At 59.2% G+C, this 25,780-nt stretch carries 21 protein-coding genes; 17 read left to right on the top strand and 4 right to left on the bottom strand.

Annotated elements, in window-relative coordinates; genetic code table 11:
- Positions 1 to 284: 284 nt before the first annotated feature.
- Together QRN31_RS20770 and QRN31_RS20765 are read right to left on the bottom strand one after the other, a co-directional pair.
- Positions 285 to 485, bottom strand: coding sequence for a YbdD/YjiX family protein (locus QRN31_RS20770; protein WP_038983272.1), 201 nt, complete (start codon positions 483 to 485; stop codon positions 285 to 287).
- A 15-nt stretch (positions 486 to 500) separates the two neighbouring features.
- Positions 501 to 2,558, bottom strand: a complete 2,058-nt coding sequence (locus tag QRN31_RS20765) for a carbon starvation CstA family protein (protein ID WP_285434180.1) — start codon at positions 2,556 to 2,558, stop codon at positions 501 to 503.
- Between the two features lie 377 nt (positions 2,559 to 2,935).
- Between QRN31_RS20765 and QRN31_RS20760 the strand changes: the two genes are divergently transcribed.
- The 5 genes from QRN31_RS20760 (at position 2,936) to QRN31_RS20740 (ending at position 8,792) form a co-directional block, all read left to right on the top strand.
- Complete coding sequence (locus tag QRN31_RS20760) at positions 2,936 to 4,303, top strand: cache domain-containing protein (RefSeq protein ID WP_285434178.1); 1,368 nt, start codon at positions 2,936 to 2,938, stop codon at positions 4,301 to 4,303.
- Positions 4,304 to 4,336: 33 nt separating this feature from the next.
- Positions 4,337 to 4,969: a response regulator gene (locus QRN31_RS20755; RefSeq protein ID WP_285434203.1), complete on the top strand. Its 633-nt coding sequence runs from the start codon at positions 4,337 to 4,339 to the stop codon at positions 4,967 to 4,969.
- Positions 4,970 to 5,123: 154 nt separating this feature from the next.
- Positions 5,124 to 6,662, top strand: a complete 1,539-nt coding sequence (locus QRN31_RS20750) for a TolC family protein (protein WP_285434177.1) — start codon at positions 5,124 to 5,126, stop codon at positions 6,660 to 6,662.
- Positions 6,659 to 7,777 (top strand): HlyD family secretion protein, encoded by a 1,119-nt coding sequence (locus QRN31_RS20745; RefSeq protein ID WP_285434176.1) that lies wholly within the window; start codon positions 6,659 to 6,661, stop codon positions 7,775 to 7,777. Before QRN31_RS20750 ends, QRN31_RS20745 begins: the two co-directional genes overlap by 4 nt.
- Positions 7,767 to 8,792, top strand: coding sequence for a DUF2955 domain-containing protein (locus tag QRN31_RS20740; RefSeq protein ID WP_285434175.1), 1,026 nt, complete (start codon positions 7,767 to 7,769; stop codon positions 8,790 to 8,792). Before QRN31_RS20745 ends, QRN31_RS20740 begins: the two co-directional genes overlap by 11 nt.
- Here the strand turns inward: QRN31_RS20740 and QRN31_RS20735 are convergent.
- Positions 8,777 to 9,070 (bottom strand): hypothetical protein, encoded by a 294-nt coding sequence (locus QRN31_RS20735; protein WP_285434174.1) that lies wholly within the window; start codon positions 9,068 to 9,070, stop codon positions 8,777 to 8,779. The genes QRN31_RS20740 and QRN31_RS20735 overlap by 16 nt on opposite strands.
- Before the next feature lie 222 nt (positions 9,071 to 9,292).
- Between QRN31_RS20735 and QRN31_RS20730 the strand changes: the two genes are divergently transcribed.
- A complete protein-coding gene (locus tag QRN31_RS20730) occupies positions 9,293 to 11,677 on the top strand; it encodes a DUF3772 domain-containing protein (RefSeq protein ID WP_285434173.1) in 2,385 nt (794 codons plus the stop codon).
- Positions 11,678 to 11,700: 23 nt separating this feature from the next.
- Here QRN31_RS20730 and QRN31_RS20725 read toward each other — a convergent pair whose 3' ends face one another.
- Positions 11,701 to 12,621, bottom strand: a complete 921-nt coding sequence (locus QRN31_RS20725; RefSeq protein WP_285434172.1) for a helix-turn-helix domain-containing protein — start codon at positions 12,619 to 12,621, stop codon at positions 11,701 to 11,703.
- A 162-nt stretch (positions 12,622 to 12,783) separates the two neighbouring features.
- Between QRN31_RS20725 and QRN31_RS20720 the strand changes: the two genes are divergently transcribed.
- The 11 genes from QRN31_RS20720 to QRN31_RS20670 all read left to right on the top strand — a co-directional run bounded on the left by QRN31_RS20720 (position 12,784) and on the right by QRN31_RS20670 (position 25,780).
- A complete protein-coding gene (locus QRN31_RS20720; RefSeq protein WP_285434170.1) occupies positions 12,784 to 14,142 on the top strand; it encodes a glutamine synthetase family protein in 1,359 nt (452 codons plus the stop codon).
- A 169-nt stretch (positions 14,143 to 14,311) separates the two neighbouring features.
- A complete protein-coding gene (locus tag QRN31_RS20715) occupies positions 14,312 to 15,400 on the top strand; it encodes a polyamine ABC transporter substrate-binding protein (protein WP_285434169.1) in 1,089 nt (362 codons plus the stop codon).
- Complete coding sequence (locus tag QRN31_RS20710) at positions 15,397 to 16,689, top strand: NAD(P)/FAD-dependent oxidoreductase (RefSeq protein WP_285434167.1); 1,293 nt, start codon at positions 15,397 to 15,399, stop codon at positions 16,687 to 16,689. The genes QRN31_RS20715 and QRN31_RS20710 overlap by 4 nt, the downstream gene beginning before the upstream one ends.
- A gap of 212 nt (positions 16,690 to 16,901) precedes the next feature.
- Entirely contained in the window at positions 16,902 to 17,498 is a 597-nt protein-coding gene (locus QRN31_RS20705) for a paraquat-inducible protein A (RefSeq protein WP_285434166.1), read from the top strand.
- Positions 17,495 to 18,154 carry a paraquat-inducible protein A gene (locus QRN31_RS20700; RefSeq protein WP_285434165.1) on the top strand — a complete coding sequence of 220 codons (660 nt, stop codon included), beginning with the start codon at positions 17,495 to 17,497 and terminating at the stop codon, positions 18,152 to 18,154. Before QRN31_RS20705 ends, QRN31_RS20700 begins: the two co-directional genes overlap by 4 nt.
- A complete protein-coding gene (locus tag QRN31_RS20695; RefSeq protein ID WP_285434163.1) occupies positions 18,135 to 19,790 on the top strand; it encodes a PqiB family protein in 1,656 nt (551 codons plus the stop codon). The genes QRN31_RS20700 and QRN31_RS20695 overlap by 20 nt, the downstream gene beginning before the upstream one ends.
- 17 nt (positions 19,791 to 19,807) lie before the next feature.
- Complete coding sequence (locus tag QRN31_RS20690) at positions 19,808 to 20,368, top strand: PqiC family protein (protein WP_285434162.1); 561 nt, start codon at positions 19,808 to 19,810, stop codon at positions 20,366 to 20,368.
- Positions 20,369 to 20,585: 217 nt separating this feature from the next.
- The gene (gene pmrG / locus QRN31_RS20685; RefSeq protein ID WP_285434201.1) at positions 20,586 to 21,221 is read left to right on the top strand and encodes a lipopolysaccharide core heptose(II)-phosphate phosphatase PmrG; all 636 of its coding nucleotides are present in this window, start codon (positions 20,586 to 20,588) and stop codon (positions 21,219 to 21,221) included.
- 87 nt (positions 21,222 to 21,308) lie between these two features.
- A complete protein-coding gene (arnT, locus tag QRN31_RS20680; RefSeq protein WP_285434161.1) occupies positions 21,309 to 23,009 on the top strand; it encodes a lipid IV(A) 4-amino-4-deoxy-L-arabinosyltransferase in 1,701 nt (566 codons plus the stop codon).
- A 43-nt stretch (positions 23,010 to 23,052) separates the two neighbouring features.
- Positions 23,053 to 24,579: an ArnT family glycosyltransferase gene (locus tag QRN31_RS20675; RefSeq protein ID WP_285434160.1), complete on the top strand. Its 1,527-nt coding sequence runs from the start codon at positions 23,053 to 23,055 to the stop codon at positions 24,577 to 24,579.
- Between the two features lie 187 nt (positions 24,580 to 24,766).
- On the top strand, positions 24,767 to 25,780 hold the full coding sequence (locus tag QRN31_RS20670) for an iron ABC transporter substrate-binding protein (protein ID WP_285434159.1): 1,014 nt from the start codon (positions 24,767 to 24,769) through the stop codon (positions 25,778 to 25,780).

The following is a 25,780-nucleotide window of genomic DNA, read 5'->3' as shown; positions in this document are numbered from 1 at the left end:
GGCCGATGGCGGCGGGCCCACGGAGCAGGACCGGAGCGAGGGCATGCCGAGCCTAAGCGAGGCACCGAACGTCAGGGGCAAGAGCCCTTTGGTTACTTTGGGGCTTTTCCAAAGTGACCCGCCGTCAGGGCGGAACCCTAAGCCGCCGTAACCGCAGCAACGGATATGCCCCCAATCCCACCCCAAAAACCATCTTAAGTAAACATCATCAGCCAAATCATCCGGCTTTTCCGTGCACTCAGACGCAGTATCAGAGCAACTTCAGCAATGGCTTCCCCATTCACTCAACAACAGCGAGTCTGTCCATTGCCACCGCCGTATCGCGCTTCCTGACGTTCCCGAAAGAACACCTCATAGCTCATCACCGGCTTGTCCGGGTGTTTGGTTTGCATATGCTCGACGTAGGTGTCGTAGTCCGGCATCCCGACCATCAAGCGCGCAGCCTGACCAAGGTATTTACCGAGACGACTCAAGTCATTAAACATGCTCGCCCTCCTCCATCAAACCTGCGGGATTGCCTGATACGGCGCTTCTTTATCCGTACGTTCTTTGCTGCCCCAGGCGGCGATACCGACCTTAAGTGCAAAGAACAGGATGCTGAAGACCACAAACAGAAACAGCGCCGTCAACGTGGCGTTGGTGTAGGCGTTGAAGATCACGTGCTGCATCTGGTCGATGCTTTTGGCCGGGGCGAGGATCTGACCATTGGCCAGGGCATCGCTGTACTTCTTGGCCAAGGCCAGGAAGCCAATCGCCGGGTTGGCATCGAAGAGCTTGATGAAACTTGCCGTGACGGTGCAGATCAGCAGCCACACGGCGGGCAGCATGGTCACCCACACATAGCGCTGGCGTTTCATTTTGATCAGCACAACGGTGGCCAACATCAGCGCAATACCGGCGAGCATCTGGTTGGAGATACCGAACAGCGGCCACAAGGTGTTGATGCCGCCCAGTGGATCGATCACGCCCTGATACAGCAAATAGCCCCACATCGCCACACAACCGGCAGTCGCGATCAGGTTGGCGGGCCAGGAGTCGGTGCGTTTCAGCGACGGCACGAAGGAGCCGAGCAAGTCCTGCAGCATGAAGCGTCCGGCACGCGTGCCCGCGTCCACGGCGGTCAGGATAAACAGCGCTTCGAACAGGATCGCGAAGTGGTACCAGAACGCCATGGTGTTTTCACCGGGCAGGACGTGGTGCAGGATCTGCGCGATACCGACCGCCAGGGTCGGCGCACCGCCGGCACGGGCCAGGATGGTGGTTTCACCGATGTCCTTGGCCACCGCTTGCAACGCGTCCGGGGTAATCGCAAAGCCCCAGCTGCTGACGGTTTGCGCCACCGAAACCACATCCGCGCCGACCAGTGCCGCCGGGCTGTTCATGGCGAAATAGACGCCTGGCTCGATCACCGACGCGGCGACCATGGCCATGATGGCGACGAAGGATTCCATCAGCATGCCGCCGTAACCGATGTAACGGGCATGGCCTTCGCTCGCAAGCAACTTCGGTGTTGTACCGGAAGCGATCAGCGCGTGGAAACCCGAGACCGCGCCACAGGCAATGGTGATAAACAGGAACGGGAACAGAGCGCCCTTCCACACCGGCCCGGTGCCGTCGATGAACTGGGTCAAGGCCGGCATTTTCAGGTCGGGCATGGTGATCAGGATGCCGATCGCCAGCGCCACGATGGTGCCGATTTTAAGGAAAGTTGACAGGTAGTCGCGCGGGGCCAGGATCAGCCAAACCGGCAATACGGCCGCCACAAAACCGTAGCCGATCAGCATCCAGGTGATCTGGATACCGGTGAAGGTGAAGGCTTTGGCCCAGACCGGATCAGCGGCGATTTGCCCGCCCAGCCAGATCGAACCGAGCAGCAACAGCACACCGACCACGGAGATTTCACCGATGCGCCCCGGGCGGATGTAGCGCATGTAGATGCCCATGAACATCGCAATCGGGATGGTCGCCATCACCGTGAAAATGCCCCATGGGCTCTCGGCCAGGGCCTTGACCACGATCAGCGCCAGCACCGCGAGGATGATGATCATGATCAGGAAGCAGCCAAACAGCGCGATGGTCCCGGGGATGCGGCCCATTTCTTCACGGACCATGTCGCCCAGGGAGCGGCCGTTGCGGCGGGTGGACATAAACAGGACCATGAAGTCCTGAACGGCACCGGCCAGCACCACGCCGGCGATCAGCCACAGCGTGCCGGGCAAGTACCCCATCTGTGCGGCCAATACCGGACCGACCAGCGGCCCCGCGCCGGCGATGGCGGCGAAGTGGTGACCGAAAAGCACGTGTTTATTGGTCGGCACGTAGTCCAGGCCATCGTTATTGATGACCGCGGGCGTGGCACGATTGGGGTCGAGTTGCATCACTTTGGTGGCGATGAACAGGCTGTAATAGCGGTATGCAACGAGGTAAATAGCGACTGCTGCGACTACGATCCAGAGGGCGTTGATCGCTTCGCCGCGGCGCAGGGCCACGACACTCAGCGCAAACGCTCCCAGGACAGCCACGGCAAACCAGGCGAGGTGTTTAGCCAGACGGGGCATAGCGTGTCTCCTGCCGACAGCCAGTGACTGCGGCGGTAATTTTTATAATTGTGTCCGCGGTGCGGAGCTGGCCCAATATCTGCGCATGTCGTCTACAAATAAATCCGCGTTACTACGTACGTGGCATCTACGTAGTTCTACGTAGATGCTGCAGATCCTCTGTAGGAGTGAGCCTGCTCGCGATAGCGGACTGACACTCACCATCAATGTCGTCTGATACACCGCTATCGCGAGCAGGCTCACTCCCACAGGGTTTTGTATTTGAGTTGAAGGACACCAAAGCCGCAGGTCATTCCGTCCTGCCGCGCTACAGGACGCGCGTATCTTTGGCATATGATGCCGGCCTTCGCCCACCCTCCGCCCGGTCAGGAGCCAAGATGCAGCTCAAACACAAAATCGTCGCGCTCGGGATTCTGCCGCTGGTCCTGGCGATTGCGGTGATCTGCGCGCTGGTGATTTCCCTGAACCGTCAACTCGGCGACCAACAGGCGCAACTGATCGAAGACAGTATTCTGGCGAGCAAGCGTGCCGAACTTAAAAACTACGTGGAAATGGCGCAAAGCCTGATCGCGCCGCTGTACGACGACGGCCACGGTGATGAGCACGCCCAGCGACAAGTGCTGGAAGAACTGCGCAAACTCAGCTTCGGCATCAATGGTTATTTCTTCGTCTACGACCGCGAGGGTCGTAGCCTGATGCACGCGCGCCAGTCGGAACTGGTGGGCAAATACCTGTGGGACATGAAGGATCCGCACGGTTTGCCGGTGATCCAGGCGCTGCTAAACAGCGCACAGTCAGGCGAAGGCTTTCAGCGCTATGCCTGGAACAAACCCTCCTCCGGCAAAGTGACCGACAAGCTGGCCTACGTGGTGATGCTGGATCGCTGGGGCTGGATGCTCGGCACCGGCATCTACCTTGAGGACGTTGAACGCGCCACTCAACAAGCGCGCGACGAAGTGGCCCAGGGCATCCGCAAAACCATGCTGGCGATTGCCGTCGTCGCCCTTGTCGCGGTGTTGTTTGTCTTTGCCAGCGGCATGACGCTGAACGTCAGCGAGCATCGGCTGGCGGACAAAAAGCTTCAGCGCCTGACCCAACGGATCGTCAGCCTGCAGGAGGAAGAACGATCACGGGTGTCCCGTGAACTGCACGACGGTATCAGTCAGTTGCTCGTCTCCATCAAGTTTCAGTTCGAACTGGCCAGCCTTCTGTTGGAGAACGGCCCGGCACAAGACAAAGGGTTGAGCACGCTAAAAGAGGCCACGCAGCGCCTTGGGGACGCGATTGGCGAGGTTCGCAGCCTCTCTCACGATTTGCGCTCCTCGTTGCTCGACACCCTGGGTCTGCCGGCCGCCATCGGCCAACTCGCCACGGAGTTCGAGCAACGCAGCGGTCTGAAAGTGACCTACGACGATAATGAATTCGACTGTGATCTGGTCGATGGCGCGGCGGTCTCTCTGTTTCGGATCGTGCAAGAAGGCCTGACCAATATAGAACGCCATGCCCAGGCTAGAAACGTCTCCATTACCCTGCACGGTTCGGCGGATTCCGTACGGCTGACCGTGGTCGATGACGGCGTCGGTTTCAACGTGGCTCAGGTCGAGCGTCGCCATGCAGGCATCGGGTTGCGTAATATCCGTGAGCGCGTCGAACATTTTGGCGGGCGTTTCGACCTGGTCTCGCTACCCGGAAGAAGTGAGCTGGACGTGCTGCTGCCAATGAAAGCACCCGGTTCAAAACACTGAAACACCCCACTACAACAAGAGTGAATGACCGCAATGAACCTGCCCTGCCCGATCCGCGTCGCTCTGGTCGACGATCACGCCCTGGTCCGCGATGGGATCAAAGCCCTGCTCGCGGTCATGGCGCCGCTGGAGGTGGTGGGCGAAGCCGAAAGTGGCGCCGATGCCATCGAGATGGTCGGACGTTGCCAGCCAGACCTGTTGCTGGTCGACATCAGCCTGCGGGACATGAACGGGCTCGAGCTGACGCGCCTGTTACGCAGTCAGTACCCGTCGCTCAAAGTGCTGGTGCTGAGCATGTACGACAATTATGAATACGTGAGTGAATCCGTTCGCGCCGGCGCCAGTGGCTATGTGCTGAAGAACTCGCCGTCGCGGGAAATCATTGCGGCGATCGAAGCCATTGCCAGTGGCGGCACGTTTTACAGCGCCGAAATCGCCCAGCGGCTGATTGCCGATAAAGGCACCGACAACGAGCTGACGCCGCGCGAGAGCCAGGTGCTGTACAAAATGGCTCAGGGCTTGAACAACAAGGAAATGGCCCGTGAACTCGACATCAGCGTGCGCACGGTGGAAACCCACCGTCTGAGCATCCGGCGCAAACTCAACATCGACAAACCCGCCGCGCTGGTCAAATACGCCATCGATCACGGGATCATTTCGCCGTAGAGCGCCCTGCATTCAACGTGACCTTGGAGGCTGCCTTTTATCGTCGTGCCGTTCAATGATCGCTGAAGGTTTGAGGGCGCTTGAAAAGCTTGGCCGCCGATGGCGCGATTGGGCGGCTATGCTCCAGTGATCGTCCCTGGCTGGAACCTACGGAATGCCTCCACGTCGATCCCTGCTGATGAGGCCGGGCCACCTCATGTTGCTGGGCTTGCTGGGGCTGAGCGGCTGCGTACGGGTGGGACCCGACTTCCAGTCTCCCGCAGAGGCGTGGATCAAACACTGGGACACCCCTGCCCTTGCCCACGCCAGCCAGCGCGCGCTGACGCCGGACCTGCGGCAATGGTGGAGCGTCTTCAACGACCCGGTCCTGGACCGTTTGATCGCTGAGGCCGATGCCCATAACTCAGACCTGAAAATCGCCGGCCTGCGCGTGGTTGAAGCGCGCGCCCAACTGGGCATTGCTCAAAGCACCTTGTACCCGCAACTACAACAAGCCAGCGCCGACAGTTTGTACGTCAACCGCCGACAATCGGGCGGCAACAATCCGCAGGACAGTCATTTCTGGCAATACAGTGCCGGGTTCGACATCGGCTGGGAGCTGGATTTCTGGGGGCGCTTCAGTCGAGCGATCGAGTCATCGGATGCCAGCTATTTTGCCGCACAAGCCAACTACGAAGACGTGCTCGTGTTGCTGCGCGCCCAGGTTGCGGACAGCTACTTTTCGTTGCGCACTTCCGAGGCGCGGCTGCGCGTCGCCCGGGAAAACGCCAAACAGCAACTGCGCAACGTCGACATCACCGAAAAACTGTTCAAAAGTGGCCAGAGTGCCGAGCTGGACCTGCAACAGGCCAAGACCCAATACCTGGGCACCCTCAGCACCTTGCCGACGCTCGAAGATCAGATCCAGCGAACCCGCAACGCTTTGTCCGTACTGATCGGGCAACCGCCCGGCGCCTTGCCGCAGCTGGCGGAAAACCCAGGATTGATCCCGCTGGTCGACCGCGCCGTGCTGCAGGACATACCGGCCAATTTGCTGCTGCGTCGGCCCGACGTACGCGCCGCCGAGCTGAACGTCGCCGCACAGTCGGCTCTGATCGGTGTCGCCGAAAGCGATTTCTATCCGTCGCTGACCTTGCTGGGCAGCATTGTCTGGTCGGCCGATACGCTCAAGGGCACGTCCAGGAGCCTGGACCTGATCGGCGGCCCCAGTCTGAGCTGGAACGTGTTCGATTACGGCAGGATCAGCAACAACGTGCGCGTTCAGGATGCGCGCCTGCAGCAGCTGATCGAGGCCTATCGCGACAAAGTCCGTCAGGCCGCGCGGGAGGCCGACGATGCCGCCTATGGGGTGATCAAGTCGCTGGAAGGCGAACAAATCCTCGCGCAAGCTGAAGTGACCGCCAAGCGTTCGCTGGTGCTCGCCAGCGTCCAGTACCGCGAAGGTTATTCGGATTTCCAGCGGGTCCTGGACGCGCAACGCGCGCTGCTCGAGCAGCAGGACAACTACCTGGTCGCTCGCAGCAACGCCGTGAGCAATCTGATTGCCCTCTACAAATCCCTGGGCGGCGGGTGGTACAGCGCCCAGCCAATCATCGATCCGGCCACCCGCCAGCAGATGGAACAACGCACCGACTGGGGCGACCTGTTGCACGAAGCCGGCTCCCCTCTGCCCGACAAGGTAAAACAACCATGAGCGAAGCCGCGCAGACCGTTCCCGAAGCGCCCGCGCCCGACCCGGCGAAAAAAGGCATCAAATGGGTGTTGCTGCTGATTGTCCTGAGCCTGACGTGGTACCTGCTGGCCGACCGCTTCACGCCCTACACCCAACAGGCGCGGGTGGGAGCGTTCGTCATTCCGGTCGCGTCTGAAGTTGCCGGGCGGGTGATCCGCGTCAACGTGCGCAACAATCAGGACGTCAAGGCCGGTGACGTGCTCTTCGAGGTCGATCCGCAGCCGTATCAGATTGCCGTCGACCGGGCACGCGCAGACCTGGAATCGACACGCCGACAGGTCGGCGCCAGCACCGCCGGCATTGCCTCGGCACAAGCCAACTTGCGGGCCGCCCAGGCCAACGAACTCAAGGCCAGGCAAGACAATCAGCGTCTCGAAGGCTTGTATCGCGAAGACCCCGGCACCATTTCCGTACGCGTGCTTGAAGTGTCCCGTGCCAACCGTGAACAGGCGGTCAGCCAGGTCGCCGCCGCTCGTGCCGAAGTCCAGCGTGCGCGCGAGCAGGAAGGCGGCAGCGAGGAAACCAACGCCCTGCTGCGCAGCGCTGCCACGGCGCTGTCCAAAGCCGAACTGGATTTGTCCAACACGCAGATCCGTGCGCGCTCGGCGGGGCTGATCACCGACCTGCGCACCGACGCCGGGCAATTCGCCGCGGCCGGTAGCCCGGTCATGACCTTGATTGCCATCCACGATGTATGGATCAGCGCGGACATGACCGAAAACAACCTGGGCCTGATCAAGCCCGAGACGCCAGTCGCCATCGTGCTGGACGCGCTGCCGGGCGAAATTTTCGAAGGCCAGGTGCGCAGTGTCGGGTACGGCGTCAGCGTCGGGCAGCCAACCCAGCCGGGGACGTTGCCCAGCGTGCAAAACAGTCGCGACTGGTTGCGGCCGGCACAGCGCTTTCCGGTGATCATCCAGTTCTCCCCAGCGTCACTCGCCACGCTGCGCGACAACCGAGCCATCCGTGCCGGCGGGCAGGCGGAAGTCATGGCCTTCCCCACCGACGGCAATCCGTTGAATCCGCTTGGCCGATTGTTTGTGGGGTTCATGAGCTGGCTGAGCTATGCCTATTAAGCGCACACCGCGCGAACAACGCGCGCTGCGCCTGGCCACGGGCACGGCGCTGTGCCTGGCCGCCAGTTTCGGCCTGGCGTTGCCGATTCCCTTTTTAGCGCCGGTGTTGTGCCTGATCCTGCTGGCCTCGGTCAATCGGCCGCTGCCGTTCAAGGCGGCCGTGGTGCTTGCCTTGGTCGCGATGCTAACCACCAGTGTCGGCCTGCTATTGATTCCGATACTGCGTTATTACCCTGTCAGCGGGGTGCTGGTGATCGGTGTGAGTCTGTTCCTGGTCTTTCGTTTTGGCCTGCGCGGCGGCAATCCGCTGATCGTGACCTTTCTGGTGATCGGCCTGACCATGATCTCCTCGGCAGGCGTCGCTGAATTCGACCTGGCGGCGATGGTCATCGGGGCTCTGGTCAAGGGCTTGCTCCTTGCAGTGTTGGTCGTGGCGATCAGTCACGGATTATTCCCGGACCCGCCGAATGCCCCTTCGCCGCCGCCCGCCGCGCCCCTGCCCGACGAAGAAGTCAGCAGGGTTGCGCTACGAGCCACACTGATCGTGCTACCGGCATTCCTCTTGGCGCTGATCGACCCGGCAGGTTACTTGCCCATCATCCTCAAGGCCGTCAGCCTCGGCCAGCAAAGCTCCACGACTAACGCCCGCAACGCCGGCCGTGAACTCGTCGGTTCAACCTTGTACGCGGGCCTGCTGGCGATTCTGTTCTGGAGCGCCCTGAGTCTGTTTGTGCACCTGTGGATGTTCTTTCTGTGGATGCTGCTGTTCGCCCTGGTGCTGGCGCGCAAACTGTATGCCCTGAGCCCGACGCGATTCACCCCCGGGTTCTGGCTCAACACCCTGATCACGCTGATTATCCTGTTGGGCCAGTCGGTGCAGGACAGTGTCGCCGGCAAGGACGTGTACACGGCGTTTGCCGTGCGCATGGGGTTGTTCCTGCTCGTGACGCTGTATGCCTGCCTGATGGTTCATCTGCTTGTGGCACGGCGGGAGAAAACTCAAGGATTGACCTGATAACCCCTTGCCTGCAGGCAATTGACATAGGCCATCTTCGCTTCGTCCTGGTCGCCTTCATAAAATTCATCATGCTGACGCCCGTGGGTCTCAGGCGCAACGGTGCCCGAGGGCGGCGGCGTTGGGCTCTGACTGAGCGCCACGTCATGGCAATCATCGACATCGAGCTGGGTTTGTTGCGAGTCCTGTCCCTTCATCGGCACGACGGTTTCGGCCCAGGCCTGGGGGCATGAAACGGCCAATACAGCGCACAGACTGATAAACCACACCTTACTCATAAAGATCTCCAACGCAGTCCGTTACCCTGCAAGTACACCGGGTGGTTTGGCAGTTCAAGACAGATCACCGACTTATTGAGCAAAAAGGAGTGTAGATCACACACCGTTCGTTCCCCTCGCGCAATGGCCCTGAAGGCGCCTGTCCATGATTCTTTTCGATCGTTTTGGCGTGATGGCCTAACCTCATAGGTTAAGCGACCAATAACAGAGCCGGGCACTCCTATGCGCAAGGCATTGAAGGCAGTCATTTTCGTCGTGCTCACGCTGCTTGGACCGAGTGCCACCTGGCTGTCGGCCGCCGAGCTGCTGCCTCCATCGGCTGTTTTAGGCACTTCGTCCGCTGCGATCTCCCAGAGTGATCTGCAAGCGCTGCAAGCCCGCCTCGACCGGATCAAGCAGCAAATATCGCAGGCCAATAACCTCACACAGATGGTCGGCCTGCAGGACACCGTGCAGTTGTTTATTAAGGATGTGGACACCCTGCAGTCTTCCCTGCTGCCCGAACAGAAGCAGCTACAAGCCCAACTTGATGTGCTGGGCCCGGTGTCGCAGGGCGATATCACGCCAGAAAAATCGGACATTGCAACGCAAAGTGCCTATCTGTCCGAGCAAAAGGCCAAAGTCGATTTCAATTTGAAAACCCTGGCGGCGCTGAGAAGCAACGCTGCCGACCTGATCATTCAAATTGCCGGCATCCGGCGCAGCATTCTGGAAACCGAAGTCACGCTGCGCAGCGGCAGCATCCTGTCGCCGGGGTTCTGGGCACCGTTTTTCAATCCGCTGCCGGAGGACCGCCAGCGTTTTGCAGAATTCATCCAGCAGGCCGGCAGTGCGCTCCAGGCTGCCTGGCAGCCCGGCAATCGACTGTCTGGCATCACCCTGATTTTGCTGGCGGCGGCCCTTTGGTCCTGGGGCCGAAGAATCGCCGAACGCGGGCTGACCTGGATGTGCATTCATCGAATGCCCGAAGGTCGTTTGCGCCGAAGTTCCCTCGCACTGGCTTCTGTCGTGGCCACAGTGTTGACCACCGCCGGTGCGGTGCAACTGCTGTTTTATGCGCTCACGCGAGACTTGCCGCTGTCGCCCGTGATTCAGAACTTTGCCGATGAATTCGAAAAAGTCATCTATGTCTGCATCCTGATCACCGGTTTGAGCCGGGCGCTGCTGTCGACCCGGCATCCGTCCTGGCGCCTGCCCGCCATCGCCGACCCGGTTGCGCTGGCGATCCAGCCCTACCCCAGACTGTTGTCCGTCACGCTGCTGATTCTGGTGGGCCTGGCACAAATCACCAATGTCACCGGCATGAGCGCACCGGCCATCCTCTTTGGCCGGGGACTGATTTCGCTCCTGGTCACACTGATTATCGGTGCCTTGTTCCGGCGTGCCAGCCAAGTCCGAAGAGCCGTGGTGGACAGCGGTGAGGCGCCCGAATCGAGCACCACCCTGGCCGGCCTGATTTACTCGTTCGCCGCCGTCGTGATTGTGGTGGCGCTGCTTGCGCTGCTGATCGGCTATGTCTCCCTGGCAAGGTTCATCACTTATCAACTGGTCTGGGGATTCATCATCCTGTGCGGGTTCTACTTGTTGACGCAGGTGTTCAGAGACAGCTGTGAGTACCTGTTTTCACCCAAGAGCCCCAGCGGCAAGGCGTTCAAGCAATTGCTCGGTATCGGCGATGTGCGCCTTGAGCAAGTCTCGATCATTTTGTCCGGCGTGGGGCGTGCCACGTTAATTTTATTGGCGGTGATTTCACTGTTTGTGGGCGGGGTCGGTACCACACTCGGGCAACTGTTTACCCAAACGTTCGCCATCCTCGGCGGCGACGGCTTGCGCAAACTGAACATCATCCCTGACCACCTGTTGAAAGCCGTACTGGCCCTGTTGATCGGTATCTACCTGATTCGCTCACTGCGCCGATGGCTGGATGACGAACTCCTGCCCAAGACCGACATGGACCCCGGCATGTGCGCCTCGCTGAGCACACTGTTTTCCAACATCGGTTATGCCTTGGTGATTCTGATGACCCTGTCATCACTGGGCATCAAATGGACCAACCTGGCGTGGATCGTCAGCGCCTTGTCCGTGGGCATCGGTTTCGGCTTGCAGGAAATCGTCAAGAATTTCGTCTCTGGCCTGATTCTCCTGACCGAGCGACCGGTCAAGGTGGGCGACCTGATCAGCATCAGCGGCGTCGAAGGCGACATTCGGCGCATCAACGTCAGGGCCACCGAAATACAACTCAGTGACCGCTCGATCGTCATCGTCCCCAACTCACAATTGATTTCGCAGAACCTGCGCAACGTCACCCTTGGCGGCAGTGCCCAAGGGGTCGCGACACTCGAACTGGTATTCCCGCTGGACATTGACCCTGAACAAGTGAAAACCCTGCTGCACGACACCTATCAGGAACACGAAACCATCCTGGAAAAACCGGCGCCGTTTGTACGCTTCAGCAAACTGACTCCCGACGGCATCACGTTGACGGTCACCGGTTACGTCAGCAGCCCGAGAATCGTCGGCATAACCAAAAGCGATCTGCTGTTTGAAATTCTCAAGCGATTGGGGGCAGCGGGTATTGAGCTGGCGAAACCGGCGCCAGTGACCTGACTGGACGCCAGGCAATGCCGACCTTAAACCGGGGTTCTTTTCGGCCCTGCGCGTTTCAGCGTTTCGCTCGGCAGTTCCTTGAACAGCGCCCGGTAACTGCTGGAAAACCGTCCCAAATGCCAGAACGACCAGTTCATCGCCACTTCGGCGACAGTCGTCTCATTCGGGGTTCGGGCCAGCAATTCGCGGTGCGCGCTGTTCAGTCGGCGCAGGCGCAGCCAATGGGTCGGGGTCATGGCGGTGAAGGCCTTGAACGCATGCTGCAATTGACGCAGGGACACCCCGGCCACCTGGGACAGTTCCAGCAAGTTGAGGGTTTCTTCCGGTGAATCAGCCGCCCACTCACCGATGCGTTTCATGATCGTGCGCTCTTCGGTGCGCCGCTGCAGGCCACCGCGGTCCAGGCACACACAAGCGTTATCGAGGATGTAGAGGCAATCCTCCAGCAACTGCTGGGTCAGCGCTTCCTTGCTCGGTGGATCGAGCGTCTCTGCCAGCCGGGTCAAGGTGCCGCTCAACCAGCGGCTGAACAAGGCGTTCTGCCCGCAGTTGAGCGGCGACATGAACAAGCCTTCCAGCCGCGCGATGTTCAAACCGTGGCGCTGGACGAACTCGGGGCCGAACACCACGGCGATTTCCTGATAGTTCTCCGGGGTGATCCAGATGTTGCGGCTTTCGCCATTCAACACGTACAGCGCGTTGTCGCTGCGATCGAAACAAAACGCCAACGCCCCCTGCGGCGCACTGAAATTCTGCTCGACCCGGGTGTTCATCTGTTCTTCGTAAATCTCCACGCCTTGCAGGTCCAGGTAGCGCACGCGCCCGGCGAAATGCCCCGGTGACATCTGTTGATAGTGCTGCACCCAACCCGGTGTGGCACGGATTTGCGCGGCGACATCATCGGTATTGAACGCTTGAACCTGTAACGGACTGGACGCTGACATGGGATGACCTTACGCACTCGTTTGGTGCGTTTTGGTGTGGCTTAAAGTGGATAGATAGAACGACAAGGCTCGCCCAAGATAGTCGTCAACGCGTCACAGGGGAAGTGTGTGGTGGATGAAGCCGCCCTCCCCGACGTTAATAAAACCAATAACGAGGTCTTTATGAATGTCCCCTTCGATCAGCTGTTCACGTGGCTGAAAGATCACAAGATTACCGAAGTCGAGTGTGTGGTCAGCGACTTGACCGGCATTGCTCGCGGCAAAATCGCACCCACCAACAAGTTCCTGCATGAGCGAGGCATGCGCCTGCCGGAAAGTGTGCTGTTGCAAACGGTAACCGGGGACTTTGTCGACGACGACATTTACTACGACCTGCTGGACCCTGCCGACATCGACATGGTCTGCAAGCCGGACGCCGACGCGGTGTACGTAATTCCATGGGCCATCGAACCGACAGCAATCGTGATCCACGACACCTTCGACAAGTTCGGCAACCCGATCGAACTGTCGCCACGCAACGTGCTGAAGAAAGTGTTGCAGCTGTACACCGACAAAGGCTGGCGGCCGATTGTCGCGCCGGAAATGGAGTTCTACCTGACCCAGCGCTGTGAAGACCCGGACTTGCCGCTCAAGGCACCGATGGGCCGTTCGGGGCGCGCTGAAAGTGGTCGCCAATCGTTTTCAATCGATGCCGCCAACGAATTCGACCCGCTGTTCGAAGACGTCTACGACTGGTGCGAACTGCAAGGCCTGGACCTCGACACGCTGATCCATGAGGACGGCCCGGCGCAGATGGAAATCAACTTTCGTCATGGCAACGCGCTGGACCTGGCCGACCAGATCACCGTGTTCAAGCGGACCATGCGTGAGGCGGCACTCAAGCACAACGTCGCGGCGACGTTCATGGCCAAACCGATTGGCGATGAACCCGGTAGCGCCATGCACATTCACCAGAGTGTGGTCGACATTGCCACGGGCAAGCCGATCTTCGTCGACGCCGACGGCAACATGAGCGAACTGTTTCTGCACCACATTGGCGGCCTGCAAAAATACATCCCCAAAGTACTACCGATGTTTGCGCCGAACGTGAACTCGTTCCGCCGCTTCCTGCCGGACACTTCAGCGCCGGTGAACGTCGAATGGGGCGAAGAGAACCGCACCGTCGGCCTGCGTGTGCCTACCTCAAGCCCTGAAGCCATGCGCGTCGAGAACCGATTGCCGGGCGCGGACGCCAACCCATATCTGGCGATTGCCGCCAGCCTGCTGTGCGGCTACATCGGCATGGTCGAAGGCGTTGAACCGAGCGCGGCGGTGCAAGGTCGAGCCTACGAACGACGCAACCTGCGCTTGCCGATCACCATCGAAGACGCGCTGACGCAGATGGAAGAAAGCGAAACCATCGAGCGTTACCTGGGCAGCAAATTCGTCAGGGGTTACGTCGCGGTCAAGCGTGCCGAGCACGAAAACTTCAAGCGCGTGATCAGCTCCTGGGAGCGCGAGTTCCTGCTGTTCAGCGTTTAACCCCTTCCCATTGATCGTTCCCACGTCGAGGCGTCGAACCGTCTGCGTGGGAATGCCTCAAGGGACGCTCCGCGTTCCAATGGGACGCAGAGCGTCCCGGGCTGCATTCCCACGCGGAGCGTGGGAACGATCACACCGATCACAATCCAATAATTCAAAGAGGTGTCGAATGCGTCTATTGAAATCCATGGTTCCGGTCGCGCTGACCTTGCTGTTCAGCGCGGTTGCGCAGGCCCAGCCTACCGTCAGTGTCTACAACTGGACCGATTACATCGGCGACACCACTCTCGTCGACTTCCAGGCCAAAACCGGCATCAAGGTGATCTACGACGTATTCGATTCCAATGAAACCCTGGAGGGCAAACTGCTCGCCGGCCGCACCGGGTATGACGTGGTGGTTCCGTCCAACCACTTCCTCGCCCGCCAGGTGAAGGCCGGCGCGTTCCTCAAGCTGGATCGCGCACAGCTGCCGAACTTCAAGAACCTGGACCCGAAGCTGCTGGCATTGCTGGAGAAAAACGATCCGGGTAACGAGCATTCCGTGCCGTACCTGTGGGGCACCAACGGCATCGGCTACAACGTCGACAAGATCAAGCAAGTGCTGGGCATTGATCACATCGACTCCTGGGCTGTGCTGTTCGAACCTGAAAACATCAAGAAGCTCAGCCAATGCGGTGTGTCGATGATGGACTCGGCCGATGAAGTGTTCCCGGCGATCCTCAATTACATGGGCATGGACCCGCGTAGCGAGAACCCTGAAGACTACAAAAAAGCCGAAGCCAAGCTGTTGAGCATCCGGCCTTACATCACTTATTTCCATTCGTCCAAGTACGTGTCGGACCTGGCCAACGGCGACATCTGCGTAGCCTTTGGTTATTCGGGCGATGTGTTCCAGGCGGCCAACCGCGCCAAGGAAGCCAAGAACGGCGTGAACATCGCCTACGCCATCCCAAAGGAAGGCAGCAACCTGTGGTTTGACCTGCTGGCGATTCCGGCCGATGCCAGCAATCCGAAACAAGCCCATGCCTTTATCAACTACCTGCTGGACCCGCCAGTCATTGCCAAGGTCAGCGCCTCGGTCGGCTACGCCAACCCCAACCCGCCCGCGAAGGCGTTCATGGACGCTGAGTTGGTGAACAACCCTGAGGTGTATCCGCCGCAGGCTGTCCTCGACAAACTCTACATTTCAACCACCCCGCCCCAGGCGATCATGCGATTGATGACCCGTTCCTGGAGCAAAGTGAAGTCCAACAAATGAACAACGAACACGCACAGTCCTATTACGCCGCGACAGCCCATCACCTGACGCCCTTCCCTGCGTTGATCGAGGATCTGTTCGCCGATGTCTGCGTGATCGGCGGCGGTTTTACCGGGGTCAACACCGCCATCGAACTGGCACAGCGCGGGCTCTCGGTGATTGTGCTGGAAGGCCGGCGCATCGGCTGGGGCGCCAGTGGGCGCAACGGTGGGCAATTGATCCGCGGCATCGGGCATGACGTTAGTGGCTTCAGTCGTTATGTCGGCGAAGAAGGCGTGCGCTATCTAGAACGCGCGGGCATTGAGTCGGTGGAATTGGTGGGCAAGCGTATTCGCGATCACGGTATCGATTGCGACCTGCGCTGGGGCTTTTGCGAACTGGCCAACACCCCGGCGCAGTTCGCGGCCTTCAAAGCGGAACAGGCCGATTTGATCGACTCGGGTTACGCCCACGAAACGCGGTTGGTCGGACCAGAACAGATCCGTCAGCAGGTGGTGAATTCCGGCGTGTATGCCGGCGGGTTGGTCGACATGGGTTCCGGTCATTTGCATCCACTCAACCTGGTGCTTGGCGAAGCACGGCTCGCGCAGTCACTGGGTGTGCAGATTTTCGAGCAGAGCCCGGTGCTCGAGGTTATTCATGGCAGCACCGTGCAGGTTCGTTGCGCCGCAGGCACAGTGCGCGCCGGCAGCCTGGTGCTGGCGTGCAATGCGCACCTGGAAGACCTCGAACCGACACTCAGCGGCAAGGTGCTCCCGGCAGGCAGCTACATCATTGCCACTGAACCTTTGAGACCAGAGGTGGCGGCGCAGTTGATCCCGCAGAACCTGGCGTTGTGCGACCAGAAAGTCGGGCTCGATTACTACCGGCTCTCGGCGGATCGGCGCTTGCTGTTCGGCGGTGCCTGCCATTATTCCGGGCGCGATCCGGCGGACATCAGCGCCTACATGCGCCCACAGATGCTCAAGGTTTTCCCGCAACTGGCCAATGTGCGCATTGATTACCAATGGGGTGGCAAGATCGGCATCTCGGCCAATCGCTTTCCTCAGGTCGGGCGCTTGCGACAGCACCCGAACGTGTTCTACGCCCAAGGATATTCCGGGCATGGGCTGAACGTGACCCATTGGTGCGCGAAGCTCTTGGGCGAAGCCATCCATGCTGGACACAGCCAGGGCTTCGACGTGTTCAGCGCCATACCGCACATGACCTTCCCCGGTGGACCAATGCTGCGCTCGCCACTGCTGGCGCTCGGCATGTTCTGGTATCGCTTGCGCGAATTGCTTGGCTGAAGGCCATGATCGTTCCCACGCTCTGCGTGGGAATGCCTCACCGGACGCTCTGCGTCCGCTTTTTGGAACGCGGAGCGTCCCTGGCTGCATTCCCACGCAGAGCGTGGGAACGATCAACATCAGGCGTTTACGCCTTTCGATTTGCTCTATCGCTAGGCACTTCTATATTGAGGAGGTGCTCTGACTTTCCTGTGTCCTGGCGAGTACGGCCTATGGCTACGACAAACCACCTGATCATTTGCGAGCACTGCGACAGCGTGTATGAAAAAGTCACGCTCGCCAAACATCAAAAAACCCTGTGCATACGCTGCGGCGGCGTGCTTCAGCGTTATAACGGCTTGACGGTGGAGCAGCGCCTGGCGCTGACCTTCACCGCGCTGATGCTGTGGATTTTCGCCAATTTCTACCCAATCATGAACATCAGCCTCAAGGGTCTGAAAAACAGTGCAACCCTCTGGGATTCGGTACTGGCCCTGAGCCTCGGCCCCATCACGTTCATCGCCATGGTGGCGGCAATTGCGATGATCATCGCCCCGATTTTTCAGCTGGTGCTACTGATCTGGGTGCTCGGCTACGCCCTCGCCTCCCGACGCTCGCCAGGTTTCAGGTTTTGCATGCGCTGGCTGGAAACCCTCAGGCCCTGGAGCATGCTGGAGGTGTGCCTCTTGGGCGCGATGGTCGCGGTCATCAAGCTGGCCGGGTTGCTCGATGTACTGCCGGGTATCGGCCTGTTTGCCCTCGCCATACTCAGCCTGATGATGATCCGCATTGCCGGTCGCGATATCCGTGAGCTGTGGGACATCTTATGAACTTGCCCCCGGTCGCCAGCGAACTCAACCTGTGCCTGTGCCACACCTGCGGGATTGCCTGCGACATGACCGGTGAGCCCCACGAATGCGAGCGTTGCGGCGCGCCACTGCACCGGCGCAAAACCAACTCGCTGGCCCGGACCTGGGCCTACATGTTCACGGCCCTGGCGTTTTACGTGCCGGCCAATCTGTTGCCGGTAATGAACACCAAGATGGTCGGCCATGGCGCCGACAGCACGATCATGAGCGGTGTACTGGAGTTCTGGGAAGCCGGTGCCTGGGACATCGCCCTGATCATCTTCATCGCCAGCATTGCGGTGCCGGGGATCAAGTTCGTCGCACTGACGCTGCTGCTGGTCACGGTGCACCGCGACAGCGACTGGGCGCGCAAAGAGCGCTCAAAACTGTACCGGTTCGTCGAGGTCATCGGTTATTGGTCAATGCTCGACGTAATTGTCGTGGCGCTGGTGGCCTCACTGGTCAAGTTCCAAGCCCTGGCCGATATCGAGCCGCGCCCGGGCATTCTGTTTTTTGGCCTGGTGGTGGTGTTCACCATGCTGTCGGCGATGAGTTTCGACCCTCGACTGATCTGGGATAGCGAGCGGTCGGACACCCACCGGAATGAGGAGGACATGGATGAAGTCGCAAGCCACTGACGGGCCGCAAGCTCCCGGGCAAGCCCCCGTAAAAACTCGTCGTTTCAGTGTTTCACTGGTCTGGATCGTGCCCATCGTTGCGGTACTGGTGGGGATTTCCCTGGTGGTCCACAGCCTGTTGCAGGAAGGCCCGACCATCACCGTCACCTTCAAGACCGGTGATGGCCTGACCGCCAACAAGACTGAAGTCAAATACCGCAGCGTGGTGATCGGCCATGTCTCGGACGTCGAACTGAGCAACGATCAGAAGAGTGTGAACGCGACAATCAAGCTGGCCAAACAGGCGGAAAGTTTTACCCGCGCAGACTCGCAATTCTGGGTGGTGCGTCCGCGCATCGGGGCCGGCGGGGTGTCGGGCATCGATACCCTGCTCTCCGGTGATTACATCGGCGCCGACATTGGCCAGGCCAACGCTCGCTCCAAGCAATTCAAGGGCATTGAAAACCCGCCACCCATTACCTATGGCGAGCCGGGCAAGCGTTTCACCCTGCACACCGAGGACCTTGGTTCACTGGACATCGGCTCGCCGGTGTACTACCGCAAAATCCCGGTCGGCCAGGTCGTCGCCTACGCTCTGGACCCTGACGGCAAAGGCGTGAACATCGACGTATTCATCCACGCGCCCAATGACGCCTATGTCACCGAAAACACCCGATTCTGGAACGCCAGCGGCTTTGATGTCAGCGTCGGCGCCAATGGTTTTGCGGTGAAGACCGAGTCGTTGTCCTCGATTCTGGTGGGTGGCATCGCGTTTCGCGCACCCGATTACAACCCCGACGACAAGCCCGCGCCTGAAGAGTACGCCTACGAATTGTTCGAGGACCAGCAGACCGCCCTCGCCCCTCCCAATGGCAAACCGCAGTTCCTGTCCCTGCGTTTCGACCAGGCTCTGCGTGGACTGAAGGTCGATGCGCCGGTGGAATTCCTCGGGATGGAAATCGGCAAAGTGGTCTCAGTCAATCTGGATTTCGACGAGAAGAAAAAGAGCTTCCCGGTCAACGTCGGCATCGTGATCTACCCGCAACGTCTGGGTAAGGCACACACAAAATTGCTCAAAGCCTACAATCATGACCCCAGTGACGAAGCCGGTGGCGTGCGGCTTATCGGCTCCTTTATCGAGAATGGCCTGCGTGCACAGGCACGCAGCGGCAACCTGTTGACCGGTCAGTTGTACATCGCGCTGGATTTCTATCCGAAGGCTGAAAAAGTCGTGTTCGATCCAAGTGCTCGCCCTGTCATCATTCCGACCGTTCCTGGCAGCCTCGAAGAACTCCAGGGAAAACTGGAAGCCATGGTCGACAAGCTCAACAAACTGCCGGTGGAACGCATCGCCGGCAACCTGGACAGCAACCTCGTCGAATTGCGTAAAGGCCTGGCGCAGTTCAATGCCAAGACCCTGCCCGGGGTGCAAACAACCCTGGCCGACGTCAGCAAGACCTTGCAATCAGCCAGTTCGACCTTGGCCGAGGATTCGCCGCAACGAGAACAGTTGACCCAGACCCTGGACGAACTGGGACGCATGTCGCGCTCCTTGCGTGAGCTCTCGGATTACCTGGGGCGGCATCCGGAATCGCTGATTCGCGGGCGCCCCAACAACGCCGCGCCGATGGATCTGAAAGCGCCGCCGCGCAACTGACCACAGGAGCAATACCCATGGCTTTGAAGCTGAAAATCACCTTGGTCACCGCGCTGTTGCTGCTTGCCGCATGCCGCAGTGATCCGATTCATTTTCACACCCTGACTCCGGCACAGCCAGGAGGAACAGCCAGGGGCAACGCTGCGGATGTCGTGATTGAAAGCATTACCGTGCCGCCGCAAGTCGATCGCCCGCAGATCGTCATCCGTCAGGGCAGCAGTGGGCTGGTCATTCTTGAAACCGAATGGTGGGGTGCGAGCCTGCCGGATGAATTGAGCAGCGCACTGGTGGATCAACTGGTCAACAGCAATCTGCAGCACAAAATCTCATTGCGTGTGGATTTTCAACGCTTTGATTCGATACCCGGCCAATACGCGCTGATCGACGTCAAATGGCGCCTGCGCAATCCCGGCGACACCGACAACACACTGGTGACATGCCGCAGTACCTTGCAAACCCCTTCAGGCCCAAGCATCGATGATTTGGTGGTCGCCCATCAGAACAACGTGAAACACCTGACCGCGCTCATCAGCCAAGCGGCCAAAGGCCCCTCGCGGGGTTGCCCTGCGTCACCCTGAACCGCCCGCTGCAAGTAAATCACTCTCAAACTCGACGGTGCGCACGTTTGTGCGCGTCCGCTTTACCTAAACAACGTAGGAGATAACAATTTGCAACAACTTATTAATGTTGCTCCGGCAATATCTCTGCAATTTTTTCACATTCGTTTCACTACTCCGCTACCTGAGCAGATTTAATTTTAGGCGCATCGTTCCCACCTTACATAACGAAGAACTCATGACTTCTCGGTTAATAAAACTGGCGTCACTCAGCGCAGCCCTCGTAGTGGTTGTACTGGTTTCAGGCTTTGCCTATTGGTCAAGATCGCCAGTCAATCTGGGCGGTGCCAACGCCGAAGACCGATCTCAATTGTTGCGGCAATGGCAAGCCGGCGAAGTCGTTGCGCTGGTTCGTCATGCCGAGCGCTGTGACCGTTCCAGCAACCCGTGCTTCGGCCCGGCGGACGGCATAACCAAAGTGGGTAACGATGCCGCCATCGCTGTGGGCCAAGGTTTCACGCGGCTGGGCATGGATCAGGCCGATGTGATAAGCAGCCCGGCCACTCGTACGGCGCAAACGGCGCACGCCATGTTCAGCAAAGATGCGATCGCTCAGGACTGGCTCGCCAGTTGTGGCAAACCCCTGCGTAACGATGTCGTGGCCCATAAACGTGCTAACCATAATCTGGTGCTGGTCACTCACAGTGGCTGCATCAGCGATTTTGAAGCACAAACAGGCTACCCTCATGCGGCAACAAGCGAATATGGCAGTTCCTTGCTCGTCCACATTGACGCGAAAGGGGAACTTAAAATACTTGGGATCGTGAAGGCCGATGACTGGAAATCCTTGCTGCAAGGCAGCAGCGTCCAGTAACGAACTTTAACGACTACAGCAGCCTCACGCTTTTAGTTATTTTCAATTTTAAAATTGCGCTCTCGCGTATAGCGCCAAGGACGAAAAATGACGTCTCGTAACCCCCTGCCCAACACTATTTCCCGTGCGTCCAGTCCGGTTGACCGCTGGCTGTTGCCCGGCTTGCTGTTGGCATTCGTGATGTTTTACCTGTTACCGATGCTGACCCACGGCCTGTGGATTCCCGACGAAACCCGCTATGCCCAGATCAGCCAGGAAATGCTCCTCAGCGGCAACTGGATTTCTCCGCATTTCATGGGTATTCGCTACTTCGAAAAACCCATTGCCGGTTACTGGATGATCGCCATCGGCCAGGCCGTGTTTGGCGACAACCTGTTCGGCGTACGTATTGCCTCGGCAGTGAGCACCGGGCTGAGTATCTGGCTGGCGTATTTGATTGCCCAGCGATTCTGGAACGATCCGCGCAAGAGTTTCGCCTGCGCAATGCTCTACATGAGTTTCGGCCTGATCGCGGGGCAAGCCGGGTACGCCAACCTAGATCCGCAATTCACGCTCTGGGTCAACTTGAGCCTTGTAGCCTTGTGGTTTGCCCTCGATAGCCAGTCTTCGCGAGGTAAATTGGGGGCTTGGGCATTGTTGGGCGTTGCCTGTGGCATGGGCTTCATGACCAAAGGCTTTCTAGCCTGGCTGCTGCCGGTGTTGATCGCCCTGCCCTACATGATCTGGCAGCGCCGGATGGGTGAACTGTTGCGTTACGGTCCACTGGCGGTAGTCGTGGCGACGCTGGTGAGCCTGCCGTGGGTGCTCGCCATTCACCATCAGGAACCTGACTTCTGGCGGTTTTTCTTCTGGAACGAACACGTCCGCCGGTTCTCCGCCGAGAATGCCCAGCACGCTCGACCATGGTGGTTTTACCTGCCGCTGCTGCTTGCTTCGAGCTTGCCTTGGGCGGTACTGCTGCCCAATACACTGATCGACGGCTGGAAAAACAAGCGTCAACCGGTCATTGGCTTCCTGCTGCTCTGGATGCTCCTGCCACTGGCCTTCTTCAGTACAAGTAGCGGAAAACTGCCGACTTACATCATGCCGTGCCTGTTGCCTCTGGCCTTGCTGATGGGGCACGCAATCATGGAGATGCTGAGCCAGCAGCGAGGCAAGCTGATTCGCATCAACGGCGTGGTCAACGTCGTTATCGCTACCGTGGCCCTGATCGCGCTGCTGTATCTGCAGGCCACTAAAGAGATCTACGCAAACACCGAGATGTTCAGTCTGTCCCTGATGTTCTTCGCATTGATCGGCTGGATCATCGCCAACGCCTTGCAAGTTCTGCGTCCACTGTTGTTCTGGGCCATGCCAGCCCTTGGACTCTGGTTGCTGGTGGCGTTGCTACCGGCGGCGATGCCGTCACAGATTGTCAATAGCAAGATGCCCGACCAGTTCATCGCCGAGCACCTGGACGCATTAAGCCAGACATCCTCCCTGCTCAGTAATGACCTGGGCGCGGCATCGGCCTTGTCGTGGCGGCTCAAGCGGCCACAGGTCGACCTATTCAACACTATCGGCGAGCTGAAATACGGTCTCGACGACCCCGCCATGGCATCGCGCAAAGTGACGATGGACAATGTGGGGCAATGGATGACCGAAGCTCGCAAGAAAGGTGCGGTCGGTGTAGTGATGCGGGTCAACAGCGTCCAGGAAGTGCAGGAGGTCGAACTGTTGCCCATCGATGGCAAACGCTATCAACGCGGCAACCTGGAGATCCTGATCTTCCCGCAAAGCCAACCTTGACCAGCTAACGCCACATCAGCGCTTCACCTAAAGGAAACCCTTCATGAAGTTTTGGACAACTGACAGGGGCGCATTGGCGCTCCTGCTGGGCGCGTGTGCGCTGATGCTGTTACTGGGGTTGGGCGGTCGGGAGTTGTGGGGGGCGGAAACCCGATGGGCCAACATCTCGTTGCAGATGCTGCAGAGCGGTGACTATTTCGATCCGTACCTCAAGGGCGGCCCGTATTACGACAAACCACTGCCCTCCTACTGGCTGATCACGGCGACCGCGTGGCTGATCGGTGGCTTGAACCACTGGTCATTGCGCCTGACCTCGGTCATTGCCGCGTGGCTCACCGTCTGGCTGGTGTACTTGATCGGCGAGCAGCTCTTTCGCAAAGGCACCGGCCTGATTGCCGGCTGGATGTTGGCGACCACCTTCTATTTCATCTTCTGGGCACGCGTCGCCACGGCTGACATCCTCACCGTGTGCGGTGTAGTGGCTGCAGTCTGGTGGTATTGGCGCGGGCCGGATGACACGCGTTTTAGTCGCTACCTGGGCTTTTTCCTGTTGCTGTCCCTGACCTCACTGCTCAAAGGCTTGATCGGGTTCATTCTGCCGGGCCTGGTGTTGCTGCCGCATGTCGTGCAGGACGGTCGCTGGAAACGCCACCTCAATCTGCGGATGTGCGCCGCCTTGGTGATCGCCGGGGCGTTCTACATTACGCCGTTCATGTTGTCGCATATCTATGGCGCACCGACTTATGGCGAAAGCGGCCTGAGCCTGGTGTTGCGGGAAAACGTCGTGCGGTTTTTCCAGCCCTTCGACCACATCGGACCGATTTACACCTACCTGATTTACCTCCCGGTCTACACCTTGCCTTGGGCGCCTTGCTGGCTGCTGGGGTTGTGGGTGGCGCTGCGCAATTGGCGCAGCATGGAACCCAATACCCGCTGGCTGGTGTGGGGCTTGGGTCTGTTGATGCTGTTTTTCACCGCCAGTGGCAGTCGACGCAGTTATTACGTATTGCCCTTGGTGCCCTTCGCCCAATTGCTGGGTGCGTGGTGGATCACTCACCGAATGGCTGAGCGCAACGAGACCGGCAGGTTCACTCGCAAGTTGAAAATTGGCTTCGGTGTGGCCACCGCGTTGTTGGTGTTGGTGATCGGTGTCGTCTATCCGTGGACCAACGGTGGCGGTGGCGTGATTGCATTCGCAGAAACGGTCAAGCTTGAGGCCAGCAAACGTGCGCCTTTGGATAAATGGAACATGGTGATGATCGAGGTGGACAACAAATTGCCGATGTACTTGCAAACCGGCGGCGCCCCCTTCTATTACGTGCGCGAAGACCAGGACTTTCCTCGCAATGGCAATACCGAGGCGCTTATGGCCTGGCTGGACCGCACCAGCGGCCAACACTGGGATCCACAGCGCACTATTGTCGTCGCGCAGTTCCGCAATGGCGATCCGTTACCGTTGAACTACCTGGGTTCGGATCATCATGTCATCACCACCACCCCCACCAACGGCGAACGTATGTTTCATGCTCGGGAGGACCAAAGCGTTGCCTATATCCCTGGCATTCAGTAGCTAATCCACCGGACAATGGTCAGCAGCGCTGCTAATCTGAATGGAAATGACATGTATTAACGGTTTTTTTAACGTTTTTTTCTCATTTCCCCCTCTACATTCGCAGCCATCCAAAAATTGCAAATGATTCGCATTGATACACACGCGACTTGTTTGCATGACGACCATTGCCAGGAGCTGCTACCGAATGACCGCCCGTGTCCCCGCGTTTCTGAAAAAAGCATTATTGGCCACCGCGCTGATCAGCGCCGCCCACGCATATGCCGCCGATACCGACGGCATTGTGGTCTATAACGCTCAGCACGAGAGCCTGACCAAGGCCTGGATTGACGGTTTTACCAAGGAAACCGGGATCAAGGTCACCGTGCGCAATGGCGACGACACCGAGATGGGTAACCAGATCGTGCAGGAAGGCGCCGCGTCCCCTGCCGACGTGTTCCTGACCGAAAACTCCCCGGCGATGGTGCTGGTCGACAACGCAGGGCTTTTTGCACCGGTTGCACCGTCTACCCTCGAGCAGGTCGGCGAAGCTTATCGTCCGGCCCACGGCAAATGGGTCGGTATCGCTGCGCGCTCCACGGTGTTTGTCTATAACCCGAGCAAACTGCCCGAAGCCGAGCTGCCAAAATCGCTGATGGACCTTGCGGGCCCGAACTGGAAAGGTCGCTGGGGAGCATCACCCGCTGGTGCCGACTTCCAGGCTATCGTCGCGGCAGTGCTGGAACTCAAGGGCGAAGCGGCTACGCTTGAATGGCTCAAGGCGATGAAAACCAATTTCACCGCCTACCGCGGCAACAGCGCCGTGCTCAAGGCGGTCAACGCCGGACAGGTCGACAGCGGCGTGATCTATCACTACTACAGCTTCGGCGATCAGGCCAAAACGGGCGAGAACAGCAAGAACACCGCCCTGCACTACTTCAAGCACAAGGATCCGGGCGCCTTCGTCAGCGTTTCGGGTGGCGGCGTCCTGGCCTCCAGCCAGCACAAGGAACAAGCTCAGGCGTTCCTGAAATGGGTGACCGGCAAAGACGGCCAGAACGTCCTGAAAACCGGCAACTCGTTTGAATACGCCGTGGGCAAAAACGCGCAATCCAATCCAAAACTGGTGCCATTGCAACAGCTCGATGCGCCAGCGGTCGATGCTTCGAAACTCGACAGCAAAAAAGCCGTGGAGCTGATGACTCAAGCGGGGCTGCTCTAA

Origin of the sequence: Pseudomonas sp. fls2-241-R2A-110 (genome assembly GCF_030209165.1) — a bacterium.
In the GTDB taxonomy this organism is placed as follows: domain Bacteria; phylum Pseudomonadota; class Gammaproteobacteria; order Pseudomonadales; family Pseudomonadaceae; genus Aquipseudomonas.
Note: the sequence above shows the minus strand (reverse complement) of the source record. Positions and strands in the feature narration are given on the sequence as shown.